8 protein-coding genes, 2 tRNA genes and 2 rRNA genes are annotated in these 16,779 nt (G+C 53.4%); 2 read left to right on the plus strand and 10 right to left on the minus strand.

From position 1 onward, the window contains the following. Nucleotides 1-139 precede the first annotated feature (139 nt). The 10 genes from WCX72_RS11135 to mqnE form a co-directional block, all read right to left on the minus strand. A 23S ribosomal RNA gene (locus WCX72_RS11135) occupies nt 140-3,006 on the minus strand. A 193-nt stretch (nt 3,007-3,199) separates the two neighbouring features. Then, nucleotides 3,200-3,275 (minus strand) — tRNA-Ala (locus tag WCX72_RS11140). A 12-nt stretch (nt 3,276-3,287) separates the two neighbouring features. Beyond that, nucleotides 3,288-3,364 (minus strand) — tRNA-Ile (locus WCX72_RS11145). A 127-nt stretch (nt 3,365-3,491) separates the two neighbouring features. Beyond that, nucleotides 3,492-4,995 (minus strand): 16S ribosomal RNA (locus WCX72_RS11150). The 16S and 23S rRNA genes sit together here with 2 tRNA genes alongside, the layout of an rRNA operon. A 347-nt stretch (nt 4,996-5,342) precedes the next feature. Beyond that, nucleotides 5,343-5,954, minus strand: a complete 612-nt coding sequence (locus WCX72_RS11155) for a type II secretion system protein (protein WP_345969833.1) — start codon at nt 5,952-5,954, stop codon at nt 5,343-5,345. Nucleotides 5,955-6,095: 141 nt separating this feature from the next. Continuing rightward, on the minus strand, nt 6,096-7,913 hold the full coding sequence (locus tag WCX72_RS11160) for a citrate/2-methylcitrate synthase (protein WP_345969834.1): 1,818 nt from the start codon (nt 7,911-7,913) through the stop codon (nt 6,096-6,098). Nucleotides 7,914-7,923: 10 nt separating this feature from the next. Beyond that, nucleotides 7,924-9,243 carry an ATP citrate lyase citrate-binding domain-containing protein gene (locus WCX72_RS11165; protein WP_345969835.1) on the minus strand — a complete coding sequence of 440 codons (1,320 nt, stop codon included), beginning with the start codon at nt 9,241-9,243 and terminating at the stop codon, nt 7,924-7,926. An 85-nt stretch (nt 9,244-9,328) separates the two neighbouring features. Beyond that, nucleotides 9,329-10,522: a hypothetical protein gene (locus WCX72_RS11170; protein ID WP_345969836.1), complete on the minus strand. Its 1,194-nt coding sequence runs from the start codon at nt 10,520-10,522 to the stop codon at nt 9,329-9,331. Further along, complete coding sequence (locus tag WCX72_RS11175; protein WP_345969837.1) at nt 10,519-11,088, minus strand: aminodeoxychorismate/anthranilate synthase component II; 570 nt, start codon at nt 11,086-11,088, stop codon at nt 10,519-10,521. The genes WCX72_RS11170 and WCX72_RS11175 overlap by 4 nt, the downstream gene beginning before the upstream one ends. A gap of 14 nt (nt 11,089-11,102) precedes the next feature. Further along, nucleotides 11,103-12,152, minus strand: coding sequence for an aminofutalosine synthase MqnE (gene mqnE / locus WCX72_RS11180; RefSeq protein ID WP_345969838.1), 1,050 nt, complete (start codon nt 12,150-12,152; stop codon nt 11,103-11,105). A 100-nt stretch (nt 12,153-12,252) separates the two neighbouring features. On the opposite strand from mqnE, the gene WCX72_RS11185 reads away from it, so the two are divergent. Beyond that, nucleotides 12,253-14,769 (plus strand): HD domain-containing protein, encoded by a 2,517-nt coding sequence (locus WCX72_RS11185; RefSeq protein WP_345969839.1) that lies wholly within the window; start codon nt 12,253-12,255, stop codon nt 14,767-14,769. Beyond that, nucleotides 14,769-16,583 carry a glutamine--fructose-6-phosphate transaminase (isomerizing) gene (gene glmS / locus WCX72_RS11190; RefSeq protein WP_345969840.1) on the plus strand — a complete coding sequence of 605 codons (1,815 nt, stop codon included), beginning with the start codon at nt 14,769-14,771 and terminating at the stop codon, nt 16,581-16,583. Before WCX72_RS11185 ends, glmS begins: the two co-directional genes overlap by 1 nt. Nucleotides 16,584-16,779: the final 196 nt, after the last annotated feature.

Below are 16,779 nucleotides of genomic sequence, written 5' to 3' on the forward strand. Positions count from 1 at the left end.
TCCGGAGAGCGCTTAGATCCGACTGTGTCGGTTATGATTGTTAAAGTCAACGGGTGTGCCCGAAGGAAATGCCCTTGGGGTGCAACTACTTTGATTACAGCCTCTCATATTCAGTAAGGCAGTAAGACACTAATTTTAGGGAAAAAAGACGAACGGACTATTAGTACTGGTCAGCTAAACAGATTGCTCTGCGTACACACCCAGCCTATCAAGCATGTAGTCTTCATGCGTCCTTCAGGGAGAGTTCATCTTGGAGTTGGCTTCCCGCTTAGATGCTTTCAGCGGTTATCACATCCGAACGTAGCTACCCGGCGGTGCCCTTGGCAGGACAACCGGTGCACCAGTGGTTCGTCCAACCCGGTCCTCTCGTACTAGGGTCAGCTCTCCTCAACTCTCCTACGCCCACGGAAGATAGGGACCGAACTGTCTCACGACGTTCTGAACCCAGCTCGCGTACCGCTTTAAATGGCGAACAGCCATACCCTTGGGACCTGCTCCAGCCCCAGGATGCGATGAGCCGACATCGAGGTGCCAAACCTCCCCGTCGATGTGAGCTCTTGGGGGAGATCAGCCTGTTATCCCCGGCGTACCTTTTATCCTTTGAGCGATGGCCCTTCCACACAGAACCACCGGATCACTATGACCGTCTTTCGACTCTGCTCGACATGTACGTCTCACAGTCAGGCTGGCTTATGCCATTATACTCTGCGATGGATTTCCAACCCATCTGAGCCAACCTTTGTAAGCCTCCGTTACTTTTTAGGAGGCGACCGCCCCAGTCAAACTACCCACCAGACATTGTCCTGACAGAGGATAACTCTGCGCAGTTAGCTATCAGAATATTCAAGGGTGGTATCTCAAGGGTGCCTCATATACAACTGGCGTCATATAATCAACGGCTCCCACCTATCCTGCACATGAATATCCCAATAGCAGTGTCAAGCTATAGTAAAGGTGCACGGGGTCTTTCCGTCTTTCCGCGGGTAGGAGGAATTTTCACCTCCACTACAATTTCACTGGATCCCTGGTTGAGACAGCTCCCATCTCGTTACGCCATTCATGCAGGTCGGTATTTAACCGACAAGGAATTTCGCTACCTTAGGACCGTTATAGTTACGGCCGCCGTTTACTCGTGCTTCAATTCACCGCTTCGCAAAGCTAACGGATCCTTTTAACATTCGAGCACCGGGCAGGCGTCACACCCTATACATCCACTTACGTGTTGGCAGAGTGCTGTGTTTTTGGTAAACAGTCGGGAGGGACTCTTTGCTGCGACCCGCTTCTGCTCCACCCGCAGGGGTTTCACATACAACGGGCACACCTTATTCCGAAGTTACGGTGCTAGTTTGCAGAGTTCCTTAACCAGGGTTCTTCCACGCGCCTTAGAATACTCATCTCACCCACCTGTGTCGGTTTACGGTACGGGCGACTGTAGATATGCTTAGAAACTTTTCTCGGCACGACGGCATCAACGATTCTGTTTCTGCTCCGAAGAGCGTCGACAGCCTGTCAGATCTCGGTCTAGTGTGAAGCGGATTTGCCTACTTCACAACCTACATCCTTCGAGCCACTATTCCATCAGTGACCTCGTTTAGCCCTATGCGTCCTTCCATCACGCTCTACAGTCGGTATCGGAATATTAACCGATTTGCCATCGTCTACCCCTTTCGGACTCGACTTAGGTCCCGACTAACCCTACGATGACGAGCATCGCGTAGGAAACCTTGGGTTTACGGCGAAGCAGATTCTCACTGCTTTTATCGCTACTCATGCCTGCATGCTCACTTCCATCCGCTCCAGCACTCCTTGCCGGTATACCTTCAACGCTGAATGGAACGCTCTCCTACCACTTAGTAAAACTAAGTCTAGAGCTTCGGTGTACATCTTAGCCCCGTTATATTTTCGGCGCAGAATCGCTAGACCAGTGAGCTGTTACGCTTTCTTTAAAGGATGGCTGCTTCTAAGCCAACCTCCTGGTTGTTTCAGCAACTCCACATCCTTTTCCACTTAGATGTAACTTAGGGACCTTAGCTGCTAGTCTGGGTTGTTCCCCTCTCGACGATTGATTTTATCACCCACCGCCTGACTCCCGAGGTTAGGCATACAGTATTCGGAGTTTGATAGGGTTTGGTACCGCGGTGAGCAGCCCTAGCCCTGTCAGTGCTCTACCCCTGTATGCTAATAACTCGAGGCTATACCTAAATATATTTCGGAGAGAACCAGCTATCACTGAGTTTGATTGGCCTTTCACCCCTATCCACAAGTCATCCGGAGGCTTTTCAACGCCTATCGGTTCGGTCCTCCACCGGCTCTTACACCGGCTTCAACCTGCTCATGGATAGATCACTCAGTTTCGGGTCTGCAGCATCTGACTAATCGCCCTATTAAGACTCGCTTTCGCTACGGCTTCGCGTTCGCTTAACCTTGCCAGATACCACAACTCGCAGGCTCATTATGCAAAAGGCAGTCCGTCACCCCTCATAAAGAATGGGGCTCCGAATGATTGTAAGCTATAGGTTTCAGGTTCTATTTCACTCCGTTCACCACGGTTCTTTTCACCTTTCCCTCACGGTACTGGTTCGCTATCGGTCTGGTAGTAGTATTTAGCCTTGGAGGGTGGTCCCCCCATGTTCAGTCAAGATAACACGTGTCCCGACCTACTCGAATAACATGTAGATAGTTTTCGCTTACAGGGCTATCACCTTCTATGGCTCCTCTTTCCAAAGGATTCTGCTAACACACTACACGCTTTAGGGCTAGTCCCATTTCGCTCGCCGCTACTCTGGGAATCTCGGTTGATTTCTTTTCCTCAAGGTACTGAGATGTTTCACTTCCCTTGGTTCGCCCCCCGAAGGGTGACACGATTCGCACCGTGCCGGGTTGCCCCATTCGGAAATCCCCGGATCAAAGCTTCTTGGCAGCTCCCCGAGGCTTATCGCAGCCTAGTACGTCCTTCATCGCCTCTACCAGCCTAGGCATCCACCTATAGCTCTTAATATCTTTATTCTAATTAGCGCTTACTGCCTTACTCAATATGAATAAGACTGTAATATTTAATTGTAGTTGCAATACTCATGAATTTTACTTCATAAATATTTGTTGACTTTAACAATGATAATTCAATGAACGATTTAGACTCTTAGACACTAAGAAGTCTAATATGAATACTTCATCAAGTACTCGTATTAGGCTTCGTCCGTGGTGGAGAATAGCGGGATCGAACCGCTGACCTCCTGCGTGCAAAGCAGGCGCTCTCCCAGCTGAGCTAATTCCCCACATAGTGATCCTGGTGGGCCTAGGAGGACTTGAACCTCCGACCTCACCCTTATCAGGGGTGCACTCTAACCAGCTGAGCTATAGGCCCCTTCTCGGCATTTCTAATTCAATAGAACACAGATCACTGAAAACTAAGCAAGTAAGCGGACAGACACAATCTGAAATGTGAGATTTTCTCTTCGGGCCCTCAAACGAATGAGGCCCGGTTACTCTAGAAAGGAGGTGATCCAACCGCAGGTTCTCCTACGGTTACCTTGTTACGACTTCACCCCAGTCGCTGATTCCACCGTAAGCGGTAGCCAGTTTGGCATCCCGATTTCGGGTGAAATCAACTCCCATGGTGTGACGGGCGGTGAGTACAAGACCCGGGAACGTATTCACCGTAGCTTAGCTGATCTACGATTACTAGTGATTCCAGCTTCATGCACTCGAGTTGCAGAGTACAATCCGAACTGAGAGACGCTTTATGAGATTGGCTCCACCTCGCGGTATCGCAACTCTCTGTACGTCCCATTGTAGCACGTGTGTAGCCCTGGCCGTAAGGGCCATGATGACTTGACGTCGTCCTCACCTTCCTCCTCCTTGCGAAGGCAGTCTCCTTAGAGTGCCCAGCCGAACTGCTGGCAACTAAGGACGAGGGTTGCGCTCGTTGCGGGACTTAACCCAACATCTCACGACACGAGCTGACGACAGCCGTGCAGCACCTGTTTTCAAGCTCCAGTAAACTGGCACTACCGTATCTCTACAGTATTCTATCAATGTCAAGGCCAGGTAAGGTTCTTCGTGTATCTTCGAATTAAACCACATGCTCCACCACTTGTGCGGGTCCCCGTCTATTCCTTTGAGTTTTAATCTTGCGACCGTACTCCCCAGGCGGAATGCTTAATCTGTTAAGTGCATCACCGAAACTACAAGAGCCCCGACGACTAGCATTCATCGTTTAGGGCGTGGACTACCAGGGTATCTAATCCTGTTTGCTCCCCACGCTTTCACGCCTCAGCGTCAGTTATGTCCCAGCAGATCGCCTTCGCTTTCGGTATTCCTAGTGATATCTACGGATTTTACCCCTACACCACTAATTCCATCTGCCCCTTCCATACTCTAGGTTCCCAGTTTCAAGTGCAGTTCAATGGTTGAGCCATTGGATTTCACACCTGACTTAAAAACCCGCCTACGCGTCCTTTACGCCCAGTGATTCCGAGTAACGCTTGCTCCCTCCGTATTACCGCGGCTGCTGGCACGGAGTTAGCCGGAGCTTATTCATTAGGTACCGTCATTTTCTTCCCTAATAAAAGGAGTTTACACACCGAAATGCGTCATCCTCCACGCGGCGTTGCTGCATCAGGGTTTCCCCCATTGTGCAATATTCCTCACTGCTGCCTCCCGTAGGAGTCTGGTCCGTGTCTCAGTACCAGTGTGGCGGATCATCCTCTCAAACCCGCTATGTGTCATCGCCTTGGTGAGCTCTTACCTCACCAACTAGCTGATACAATATAGGCCGATCCCTCAGCGAAAAACCTTTCCCTGCGAACAGGAGTATCCGGTATTAATCACCGTTTCCAGTGGCTATCCCAGACTGAGGGGCACGTAACCTATACATTACTCACCCGTGCGCCACTCGTCAGCAAAGAAGCAAGCTTCTCCCTGTTACCGTTCGACTTGCATGTGTTAAGCACGCCGCCAGCGTTCACTCTGAGCCAGGATCAAACTCTCCATAATTGAAAAGACGCTCCATAAATGAAGCGATTACTGATCCAGCCCAAGATATAAAATCATTGGCTGTATAGTGTCTATACTTAGTGACCTAAGTAATAGACGGTTATGTATTGTGTCTTATCTAAGTAAGACTTCCAGACCTTGTCTGTCCATCCCACTTGCTTAGTTTTCAATGATCTCAAACTCTCGCGATCTTCAACCCGAAGTACCGCTAGATCGGCTTCTTTCGATGCCTCTCATCGTTTGTGGACGGGAATTATAGGGGATTCCTAAAGCAATGTCAAGAGGTTTCTGCGCAAATTTTCGAAATTTGTGAAATTTCTAAAATTTGCCCGAAAAAGCGCCCCTATTTACAGGTCTGTAGCGTCTATTTTCGTCACTTTGACAAAACCGGTCTCTTTATAGACTGTGATCTCAGCACTATGCCCATCTTTGGTTCCCAGTGTTATCACACAATTGTTGTTTACTAAAAGGTTCCCTACACTCCCGTATGGTCTGCCTAAATGATCAAACAGGATCTGATTGTTCGTTCCACAATTCGTCAGTGTCAGACTGTCGACGCCGAACTTCTTCCACAGTAGCACATCGTCCGTTGTAGCCGTATTCTCATTACAGTTGCTGTCCGAATAAAGGCGTTTACGCGTCAGTGGGTCAACCGCAGACTCGTTTTGATCCGCCTGAGTCCCCCCGGTAGCGTAGTCCTGGTTATTATAGACGGCATAACAGTTTTTGGTCGTCCGAAATGTAATGGCCCACATTCCTTTCCACCAGTCGCTGTCCGTCGTACTGAATTTGTCTTCCACCAATGCATGGTGCTGTGCCAGACGAATATGGCGCGCGATCTGATACGCGGCTTCTCCCGCATTGTCACGTTCAAAACGCGGAATAAATACGGCAGCAAGAATACCGATGACAACGATAACGAATACAAGTTCCAGCATTGTGAATGCAGATTTTTTCATAGAAAACCCTATCGCAAATTTGTATGATAGGTCATTATAACATAAGAAAACAGAAGCGGGGATGGTGAAGATTGTGGGAAAAATCCGGGGGAGCGCGCGTTGCGCTTCCCCGGGGCATTACATTTTGTCGAACGGTGCTTTTTAGAGCTCTTCCGCTTTTTCGACGTTGTAAAGAATGTCGTCCATCGGGTGGCGGTACATCGGCATACCGAGACGTTTTTCGTCCAGGATGTGACCGATAAAGCCAATAGAGCGGCCGACAACGAAGAAGGCGTTAAGGGCACCCGCATCGATGAAGCCGTCGATCTCTTCTTCGGAGTAACCGAGGGCACGCCACATGTCGACCATGAGGATACCGATCGTACCGTCGACGTTCAGGATCAGGTTGTCTTTCTTGGACGTTGTCAGCTTCTCGACTTCGAGGGCGAAGTCAAGCAGCGGAGTCGCCGGGAAGTTCTCAGCCGCGAATTTCTTCAGACCGGAAACGCGCAGGTCCGGGTTGCGGACAGATTTGATACGGTGACCGATACCGGAGATAGGCTTCCCTTCTTTTTTCATATAAGAGATGAATTCCGACGGACTCATACCGTTGTCGTTCGCATACTTGAAGTAACGCGCCGCGTCATCGATCGCACCGCCGAAACGTGGTCCGATTGTCAGAAGGCCTGTAACCAGTGACGAGATAACGTCTTTACCGGCACGTGCAGTGACTTTACAGTTATGCGCACCAGAAACCGCCGGGCCGTGGTCCGCAACGGTTTTCATAACCGTTTCGATGTAATCCGTCGCCCATTTCGGGTAGCGTTTCTTGAACCACAGCAGGGAGATGACGTCGCCGATACCGAAACCGGTATCCGGTGTTGCGACAGAGCTGATCGGGTGGCCGGCATAAGTCGCTTCTTCGCCGCGGTCGTCGGAAATCGTACAGATGAACTGTTTTGCGCGGCGGACTTTCGGCACTTCGCGCAGCGCAGGCTCTTCGATTTCACCGATAACGCCTTCAGCTTTAAGCTTCGTGTACACCTCGTTGATCTTCGCCGGAAGGTCGTTGAAGGATTCCGGTACGTAGATGCCGGCTTCCGCCATCGCTTTGTTTTTCGCCGCAGCCGTTTCAGCGTCAGCATTTGCAGAAGCACCAGCGTGACCGAACTGGACACCGGAGCTGAAGTGCTTCGCGATCGTACCGATACACCATGCGATGATCGGCTTCTTGATCTTGCCGGATTTAACCGCCTCGATTACTTTATACTCTTCCGTACCGCCGACTTCGCCGAGGAGGATCATATATTTGACCTGCGGGTTATTCTCCATACGCAGGAGGTTGTCGATGAAGACGGAACCGACGAAACGGTCACCACCGATCGCTACACCCTCTGCAATACCGTCGGCATTGATGGAGATGATGTTGGAAAGTTCATTGAACAGACCGCCGGAACGTGTCACCAGACCGCAAGAACCTGCACGGTGCAGTTTGGAGTTGATAATGTTCTCGATCGTACCACCGACGTTGGCGATCTTAAATGCGCCCGGTGCGATACCGCCGACCGTTGCCGGCCCGATAACTGTAACACCTGCGTCACGCGCCGCCTGGTTCATACCGCGGGCAAGACGCTCAGGAATACCTTCAGCGGTGACCATGATCGTTTTGAACTGACCGTTCAGACCGATCGCTTCCATCGTAACGTCGTACGCCGTACGGAAAGAGGCGAAGTTCAGAAGAACGTCCGCGTTCGGATGCGCTTCTGCCGCTTCTGTAGTGGAGCGGTAAAGCGGTACCATGATCTCGTCCGGTCCGTAGAAGAACTTTTCGAACTTGTTTCCGGATGTCGGAGCGACGATCGCTGCGACGGAAGGTGTTGCGCGGTTGATAACATAGTCATAGTCCAGCATACGCTGGATCGCGCTTTTGTTGTTATTCCAGAAAATTGCCTGTGTGTCTTTTGTAAACAGTGCACCCATTCTTCTCTCCTTACTTCTCAAGTGCCATACGCACGATATCAGTGACGTGTGTTTCCGGCCCATAAACTTCAATAGACAGGCCGAGGCGGTCCGCCGCTTCTTTAATATCTTTAAGACCTTTTTCGTAGTTCGGTCCGCCGCGACGTACATAAATGCGCGTATTGTGTGCTTTCATCTTCTCAGCATACTCTTCGAAAGACTGGATGATACCCGTAAAGGTCTTCGCAACGTCCGTAAAGTTCGCAATCGCACCGCCGATGATGAGGATCTTGTCGCGGCCCTGCGCATCTTTGTGACGTGTCATCAGGTCAAGCAGCGTATCGGCGTAGAACTTCGTTTCGCCCGTTGTCGGTCCACCGGAGTATTCGCCGTAGTTCGCCAGGTCTTTGACGTCGCCGGAAAGGTCTGCGATCGTATCCGCATACACAACAGAAGCACCGCCCCCGGCGACCATCGTCCAGATGCGGCCCATCGGGTTGAGGATCGTCAGTTTCAGGGATGCACCGGATTTCGCATCCGCTTCCGCGATCGCTTTCTCTTCCGGAGACTGGTCTTCCATACCGAATGCCGTCGGGAACTCGATCTCACCCCAGGCATCCGCCATCATGAAGCCCGCTGTGTCATCGAGGCGTGCGACGAGGTCGAGGATCGCCATATCGTTGTCTTTAAGCATAACGATCGGGTTGATTTCAAGGTAGGCGAAGTTCAGGTCGCGGTAGAACTTGAAGAAAGCGATGGCAAAAGAGGTGAAAGACTCTTTGTTCTCTGCCGGGATGTCAGCAGGCACGTTGGCGCGGACCGCGTGTTCCATGTCCGCATCGCTCATCGTGATCGGGATATGAACTTCGTTGACTTTCTCGTCCCATCCCTCTTCAACTTCCATACCGCCTTCTGCAGACATGTACAGGACGTCGTCTTCACCGACAGTCGTTGCAGAGATGTAGTACTCCTGCTCCTGGGTATGCGGAGTGAACGGCTCTACGACGAAGTGTGTCAGTCTGCCGTGCTGGCCGGAAAGCAGTGTGACGTCATGGGAGATCTTCTCGTCGATCCATGCCGCTGCGTCATCCAGCGTTACATCACCGGGTTTGTTCGTCTTAAAGAGAACGAGATCGTTTTTACCGCGCTTACCGAACAGCATATCCGGTTTCGCTACGAGCGGCTCCTGCTTCAACCACTCAAAACCGTGCTCCTCGGCTTTCGCTTTCAGTTCCGCACCGCTGGTAACAAGAACCGATTTGAATCCATAGTGAAAACCGCTGAAATATTTTTCCCAGTGGCGGGCAAAGATGGCTTTACCGTCGTATTCACGAATCGCTCTTTGAGCCATTTCAACTCCTTGAAAATCTTTTGGCTGGATTATATCACGTATGATCTCCCAGCCCGGCTTGAGACTTTCTCAGCGGATCGTGGAATTAATTTTTGGGTATATTTGTAACACTAAAAACAGCTACTGGAACATTATAGTAACGAATTGTTACACTTTTGGGGTCTGCTAGGCGCTCGGAGCGGACGACCGTCCCTACGCACTCTTCCACACCGTAGAACCGTACCCGCAGCTGCATGGAGCGGTTATGCGGAAAGGTTGCGCAGGTGATATCCCGCGCCTTCAGTGCATCCGCCAGTTCCTTGGCGACATGAGCGCGGTAGGCAAAATAGCGGGAGGGCTCGTCCAGGAAAAGGTAGGCCGCTTTATTAAAAAAGACAGCCCCCGCATTGATCACAAGCAACGCGGTTGCAAGGGTAAACAGCAGGCGGTAACGTTTGCGGAAAGGCCGTAGCCGCACCCGGTAGGAGTGGTAGAAGGTCTGCATACCCAGCGGCAGGGCCGCCATCAGGAAAGGCGCGAACTGTTCGATCTCGATCCGTTGCCTGAAAGAGAGCAGCAGCGAAAGGACCAGCGCCGTCGCTGCAATAGAACAGAGCAGGTCAGCCTGCCCCGTCACGTAACGCCGGTAAAGCACGTAAACAAGGTAGACAAAAACGACAGGAGAAAAGACCGCGGCATAGAGCCCCATCATATCAAGGAACTGGTTCTGCGGCAGTCCTCCTGTATTGAAGCCCAATACCCAGACCGTGACCACGGTGAGGAGCAGATAGGCACCGACGTAGCGGTAGCGCTGCTCCCTGTAAGCCTGTACAGCCAATCCCATAAACAGCAGTGCAAACGCGACATCCATCAATGCCAGCAGCGGCAGCAGCAGGTCTGCCCGCCTGCCGAACCGCTGCTCCAGGAAGAGGTAGAGGAAAAGCCCGAGTGTCACCAGTGCGGCCTCGTCCACCAGGAGTGAAGAGCTGATCACCCCCGGCAGCAGCAGAAAAACCGCCACGAGCCAGACACGTTCCCGGGCATGTCTGCCGTAGGGTTTCGCCACGTTGTAGAGCAGCAGCGCACTGATAAGGTTCATCACGATCATCGGCAGGCGCAGCGCCACGTCGTTCTGCCCGAACAGCGCAATCGAGGCTTGAATGATCCGCGTCATGACGGAAGGCTCATAATCATACAGGAGCCTGGCTCCGTGGAAGGTCAGTGAGAGGGAGGAGGCTTCAAACAGGAGAATGGCGGCATCGATCCCGAGCAGGAGAAAGAGCGCCAGACGAGGGGTCATAGTTTGAGGAAGTTGTCCAGAATCTCGTGCCCGAACTCGCTCATGATCGATTCGGGGTGGAACTGTACGCCGTAGATCGGCTTGTCTTTGATCTGCAGGGCCATGATCTCACGATCGTCCTGGCTGTAGGCCATCGGTTCAATCGACTCTGGCAGTCCCGCTTTTTCAACGATCAGCGAATGGTAACGGGTGGCCGTGAAGTACTCCGGCAGATGCTTGAAGATTGCACAGCCTGGTTCGCACTCCATCACCGACGTCTTGCCGTGCATCATCTTCCCCGCCCGCACGACTTTGCCGCCGAAGACCTGGGCGATGCTCTGATGCCCCAGGCAGATACCGAGAATCGGCACCTCATCCTTGAAGCGGTCGATGACGGCGAGGCTTACCCCCGCTTCGTCCGGCGTCGCCGGCCCCGGGGAGATAATGATCTTCTCCGGCTGCAGCGCCGCGATCTCTTCCACCGTCATCTCGTCGTTTCGGATGACCTTCAGGTCTGCGCCGAGCTCGAGGCAGTATTGCACGATGTTGTACGTAAAACTGTCATAGTTGTCGATCATTAATACCATGGGCTGATTATACCTTACCAGACTTTCAGTTCGTTATAGAGGCTGTCGCGCTCGACAGGGGTGAACCCGCTCTCTTTAATCAGGTGCACAAACTCCTCGAGATCGACGCCGTTAGCGCTTTTGGCGCCGGCGGCGGAGTTGATGGACTCTTTCTCGATCGTACCGTCAAGATCGTTCGCGCCGAACTCCTGCGCTACCAGGGCCAGGTTCACCGTCGAGGTCACCCAGTAGGCTTTGAGATTGGGAACGTTGTCGAGCACGATACGGCTGATCGCCATCGTCTTGAGGATCTCGTTAGCCGTGATGAACTCCTTGACATTGAGGAAGTTGTTCTCGGACTGGTACACGAGCGGGATAAAGCAGTTGAATCCGCCGGTTTCGTCCTGCAGATCGCGGATGCGCATCATATGGTCGATACGGTGTTGGCGCTCCTCGACATGGCCGAAAAGCATCGTTACATTGCTCTTTTTGCCCCGCTGGTGCCATTTGCGGTGGATCTCGAGCCACTGTTCGGAGGTGACTTTCCCCTTGCAGATATAGTCGCGGACCCCTTCGTCAAAGATCTCCGCCCCGCCGCCGGGCATCGAGTCAACCCCGTTTTCGACCATCAGGTCGAGGATCTCGTCGTAACTTTTGCCGTACTCCTCGGCGAGGAAATGCACCTCCGCCGCCGTCAGTGCCTTGACGTGCAGCTGCGGGTATTTCTCCTTGATCTTGCGGAAGACATCAAGATACCACTGCAGTCCCGTTTCGGGGTTGTGGGCCGAGACGATGTGCACCTCTTTGATATCACGCGAAACGATCTCATCGACAATCCCGAGAATCTCTTCGTGGCTCATCGTATAGGGGTTGGGGTTTTTGCGACTGGCACTATAGGCGCAGAATTTGCAGACATCCTTACAGACATTAGTCGGATTGATATGACGGTTGATATTGAAGTAGGTCTTGTCGCCGTGCAGCTCGCGCCGCAGTGCATCCGCGCTTTCGCCGAGGCTGAAAAGATCTTCGTCGTACAGTGCCAGCGCCTCTTCGAAACCGATGCGGCGGTTTGCAATTTTCGTCATGCTTTCTCTCTGCTTTTCTTTTCGCGCATTATAGCCAGATGAGCACCTCCAAAGGCTAAAAGCACTATAATAATAAGAATTCATCAGAGGAAAAGCCCCCTTGCAGACACTTGTAGAAGATATCGAGACCCTTATCGAGACAAACGCCAGCGATTTCGAGATTTCGAAACGGTTCAAACAGGCGATCAGCATCTACCTCGATTCCCTGCCCGACCTCTTCGCACAAACCCAAGGGAAAGACTTCCTTGTCCGCCATACCAAAGCCCTCGACCAGTTCATCACCCAAATGTACAAAACGGTGCTTCGGCGGATGTTCGGCAACTATCTACCGATGCGCAACGCCATCCCCATCTCCCTGATGGCCCTGGGCAGCTACGGGCGCGAACAGCTCTCCGTCTACAGTGACATCGACCTGATGATCGTCTACGTCCCGCTGGAAGGATACAATACCGAGGCGATCATCGAGAAGTTCCTCTACCTGGCCTGGGATGCCGGACTGAAACTCGGCCACCGGGTCCACAAGGTCTCCGAACTTTTCGATGCCGCCGACGAGGACATTACCATCCGGACGGCGATGATGGAGGCCCGTTTTATCGTCGGTTCCAACTTCACCTGGCACTCCACCCAGCGGGAGCTCGGACGTATCCGCCGCTATGAACCGCGCCGCTTCATCGAGGCCAAGCTCGCCGAAGCAGAAACGCGCCAGGCGAAATACCCCGTCTCCATGCAGCCCAACATCAAAGAGGGCGTCGGCGGAATGCGGGATTCCCAGCTGCTCTACTGGGTCGCCAAAACCCGCTATGACGTCACCAACCTCAAGGAGCTCGACGGCACGATTTTCACCGAGGAGTCCTACCGCGCCTACCGGATTGCGCTGGAGCTGATCTTCCGGGTGCGCAGCGCCCTGCACCTCGCCTCCGGCAAACAGAACGACCAGCTCAATCTTGAGTACCTGCCCAAGGTGCGGAAGATGCTGGGCTTTTCCGACGATATGAAACTCGCGACCCAGGTGATCGAAGCGATGTGGCGGATCCACAACTTCAGCAGCATCTTCGTGACCAAAATGATCCGGCCGATGTTTTACGACGCCTCACGTCTGCCTGCACTGCGGGGCCAATGGGTGCATCGCGGTGTCTTTGTCTCTAAAGACAAAGTACTCGCCTCCTTCCACCTCAAGGCACAGCCGATCGAATCCCTCCTGAACATCCTGATCAACCTCGATGACCGTCCCTACTGTTTTGACGACAGCTTTGTCAGCCAGTTTACCTATACCACCGTGCCGCACCCCCGGAGCAAAACCGTCAAACAGCTGCTCCGCAAGCTCTTCGAACGTGAACACACCTACGGTTTTCTCCGCCTCTTTTATGACGCCGGCGTCCTCGCGGAGCTGATTCCCGCGCTGAAAAAGGCACTCTTCCTGCCGCAGTTCGACGGCTACCACCACTACCCCGTCGGCCTGCACTCCATCCAGTGCGTCAAGGCCTTTGAATCCATCGATGACCCCGATGTCAAGGCCCTCTATGACACGATCAGCCTTGAAGACAGGACCATGCTCAAGATCATCGTCCTCCTGCACGACGCGGGCAAGGGACGGAAACTCGACCACAGCGAAGTCGGTGTCAAACTGATCCGCCCGGTCATGCAGAAGATGGGCTTCAGTGCTGACATCACCGATGACGCCGCTCTGCTCGTGCGCCATCACATCCTGATGAGCATCATTGCCCAGCGGCACAATATCCACAGTGAAAAGACGCTCTACAAATTTATGTCGATCATCAAAACGCCGCGACTGCTGACCCTGCTCTACATTCTCACCTATGCCGATATGAGCGGCGTCGGCCCCGGGACGTACAACGCGTTCAATGCGAAACTGCTCAACGAGCTCTACCACTCTTCCCTGGAGGTCGCCCAGGAGAAAGAGCGGATCACCGACGCCGCGCGACGCCTCAAAGTCGAGCAACGCATCCAGCGCCTCGACACCTTCAAGGCCCTCCCCCGCCTGTTGCAGAAAAAGATACTCTCGGTTGAATCGAATATCTTCTTCTCCCTTCACAGCCCGGAGGAGATCTTGCAGATCGCGCAGCGCGCCCGCGAAGTCAAGGCCTACCAGTATGCCCTGGATTTCAGCACGGGGCTGAGCATCGAGATCCTCCGGAAGATCCCCCTGAACCTCACCTACCTGCTGGGACGGCTCGGCTACCTCGATGTCGTCTCGATGGAAGTCTTTACCCTCTTTGATGATGTCAAGTACTTCAAAATCGACTTCCTTCAGACGCCGACACCGGATATGTACGAAAGCATCCGGGAGGTCGTTGAGGAGTCCTTCGACATGCAAAAAAGCGTCTCGCTCGAAGCGCCCGACATCAAACCCGACCAGATCACCATCGACTGCGAACACTCCAAGAGCCTCGCCGAACTCGCCGTCCATACGGCAAACCAGCGCGGGCTACTGGCCTTTATCATCCAGTGCCTCGATGCCCTGGATATGCAGATTGTCACGGCCAAAATCCATACGACGAAGCGTCGTGCCCGCGACCATTTCTTAATCGAGAAGACACCGCAGATGTGCAATAATGCGGACCGATTAATCCCCCTGCTCTGTAAAGGAAAAGCATAATGTGCGGCATCGTCGGCTACCTCGGAAAACACGATACGAAAGCGATCCTGCTCGACGGCCTCAAAGAGCTCGAATACCGCGGCTACGACTCCGCGGGGATCGCCGTCCTGCAGGCGGAGGAGTTCTCCTACTTCAAAGCGGTCGGTAAGCTCGCCAACCTCGAAGCAAAAACGGCAGACTTCACAACCAGCGGTTTTGCCGCGGGCATAGGACATACCCGCTGGGCGACCCACGGAAAGCCGACAGAGATCAATGCCCATCCCCACCTTGGCGACGCCTCTTACGTTGTGCACAACGGCATTATCGAGAATTACCAGGAACTCAAGAACGCCCTGATCTCAGAAGGTGCCCATTTTCTGAGCCAGACCGACACGGAAGTGATCGTCCACCTTTTCGAATCCCTGTTGAACGGCGGGATGAAGCCTTTCGATGCCTTCCGCGAAACCGTGAGCCGCCTCAAAGGAGCATACGCGATCCTGCTCGTCACCAAGCAGATGCCTGAAACGATCTTTTTTGCAAAGCACGGCTCCCCGATGATCGTCGGCGTGAACGAGAGCGATGAGAAGTTCTTCGGCTCCTCCGATGCGGCACTGATCGGCAAATGCCACCGTGTCATCTACCTCGAAGACGGCCAGCTTGGATTCGTGTCGCGCACGGGGATCCATCTCGAAAATGCGCATGCCGCTGCGGTCGTACCGCACTTTGCCTCGCTGCCGGAGTCGAAGCTCTCCGCGCAGAAAGAGGGATTCCGGTTCTTCATGGAAAAGGAGATCTACGAACAGAGCGAAGTGCTCTCCGATACTCTGATCGGCCGGCTCACAGAGGACACAATCCTCTTCGACGAACTCAACCCATCCCTGCTTGAGGGGATCAACGAGATCAAACTCTGCGCCTGCGGGACGAGTTACCATGCCGCCCTCGCTTCAAGCTACCTCTTCGAACGCCTCGGAAAGATCCGTACCTCCGTCGAGATCGCCAGCGAACTGCGCTACAAAGAGCCCCTGCTCTGCACCGACACGCTCTTCGTCGTTATCAGCCAAAGCGGTGAGACCGCCGATACCCTGGAGACGCTCAAGATGGCCAAAGCTGCAGGGCTGAAGACCCTTGTCGTCTGCAACGTCGACAACTCCTCCATGGTCCGCGAGGCGGACGCCGCCATTCTCACCCGGGCAGGGATCGAAAAGGGGGTCGCCTCCACCAAAGCCTTCGCGACGCAGATGGCGGTACTCTGGATGTTCTCCCTCTATGTCGCCCAGACCAAGGACACGATCGATGCCGGAACCCTGCGGAAGCAGATCGGTCTGCTGCGCGAAGTGCCGGCCGTCGTCCGGGTCCACGACGACCTGCACGAACGTATCCGCCGTCTCTCCAAACGCTATCTGCACGGCCATGGCTTCTTCTTTATCGGGCGGGACATCTTCTTCCCCCTCGCCCTCGAAGGCGCCCTCAAGCTCAAGGAGATCAGCTATCTCCATGCGGAAGGGTACCCCAGCGGCGAAATGAAACACGGCCCCATCGCCCTGGCCGACCCGGAACTCTTTACGATCGCCCTGATGCCGAAGAACCTGCTCTATGACAAAACGAAGAGCAACGTCGAAGAGCTGAGTGCCCGCGATGCCACCATCTGCGCCATCAGCGATGTCCCCTTTGAAAAGGCGGACGATTTCATCCCCATCGCCGCGCATGACCACTATATGCTCGAATTCTTTGAAACGATGGTCGTCCTGCAGCTGCTCTCCATGGAGATCGCCATCCGCCTCGGCAACGACGTCGATATGCCGAGAAACCTCGCGAAAAGCGTGACCGTAGAATAAGTGCTATCCCCCAAGGGGACTTCCTCCGGGGCGAGTGCTAAGTGAAGCATGTCACTGTCCGCTTCATCTGTCAAGCCAGAAACGGTATTTAGCGTGTCAACCGGATCACCGGGGCGTGGAATGTCCCGAAAGCGACAGCCTTTCGCACTTTCTTCTTTCGGGTTCGGTTTCTTCTTTGTGCGCACAAAGAAGAAAG

Source organism: Thiomicrolovo immobilis (assembly GCF_039645955.1).
GTDB classification, from domain to species: domain Bacteria; phylum Campylobacterota; class Campylobacteria; order Campylobacterales; family Sulfurimonadaceae; genus Thiomicrolovo; species Thiomicrolovo diazotrophicus.

Excerpts from the sequence above, each read along its gene's own strand:
- WCX72_RS11155 (WP_345969833.1), bottom strand. The coding sequence starts at position 5,954 with ATGAAAAAATCTGCATTCACAATGCTGGAACTTGTATTCGTTATCGTT.
- WCX72_RS11160 (WP_345969834.1), bottom strand. The coding sequence starts at position 7,913 with ATGGGTGCACTGTTTACAAAAGACACACAGGCAATTTTCTGGAATAAC.
- WCX72_RS11165 (WP_345969835.1), bottom strand. The coding sequence starts at position 9,243 with ATGGCTCAAAGAGCGATTCGTGAATACGACGGTAAAGCCATCTTTGCC.
- WCX72_RS11170 (WP_345969836.1), bottom strand. The coding sequence starts at position 10,522 with ATGACCCCTCGTCTGGCGCTCTTTCTCCTGCTCGGGATCGATGCCGCC.
- WCX72_RS11175 (WP_345969837.1), bottom strand. The coding sequence starts at position 11,088 with ATGGTATTAATGATCGACAACTATGACAGTTTTACGTACAACATCGTG.
- mqnE (WP_345969838.1), bottom strand. The coding sequence starts at position 12,152 with ATGACGAAAATTGCAAACCGCCGCATCGGTTTCGAAGAGGCGCTGGCA.
- glmS (WP_345969840.1), top strand. The coding sequence starts at position 14,769 with ATGTGCGGCATCGTCGGCTACCTCGGAAAACACGATACGAAAGCGATC.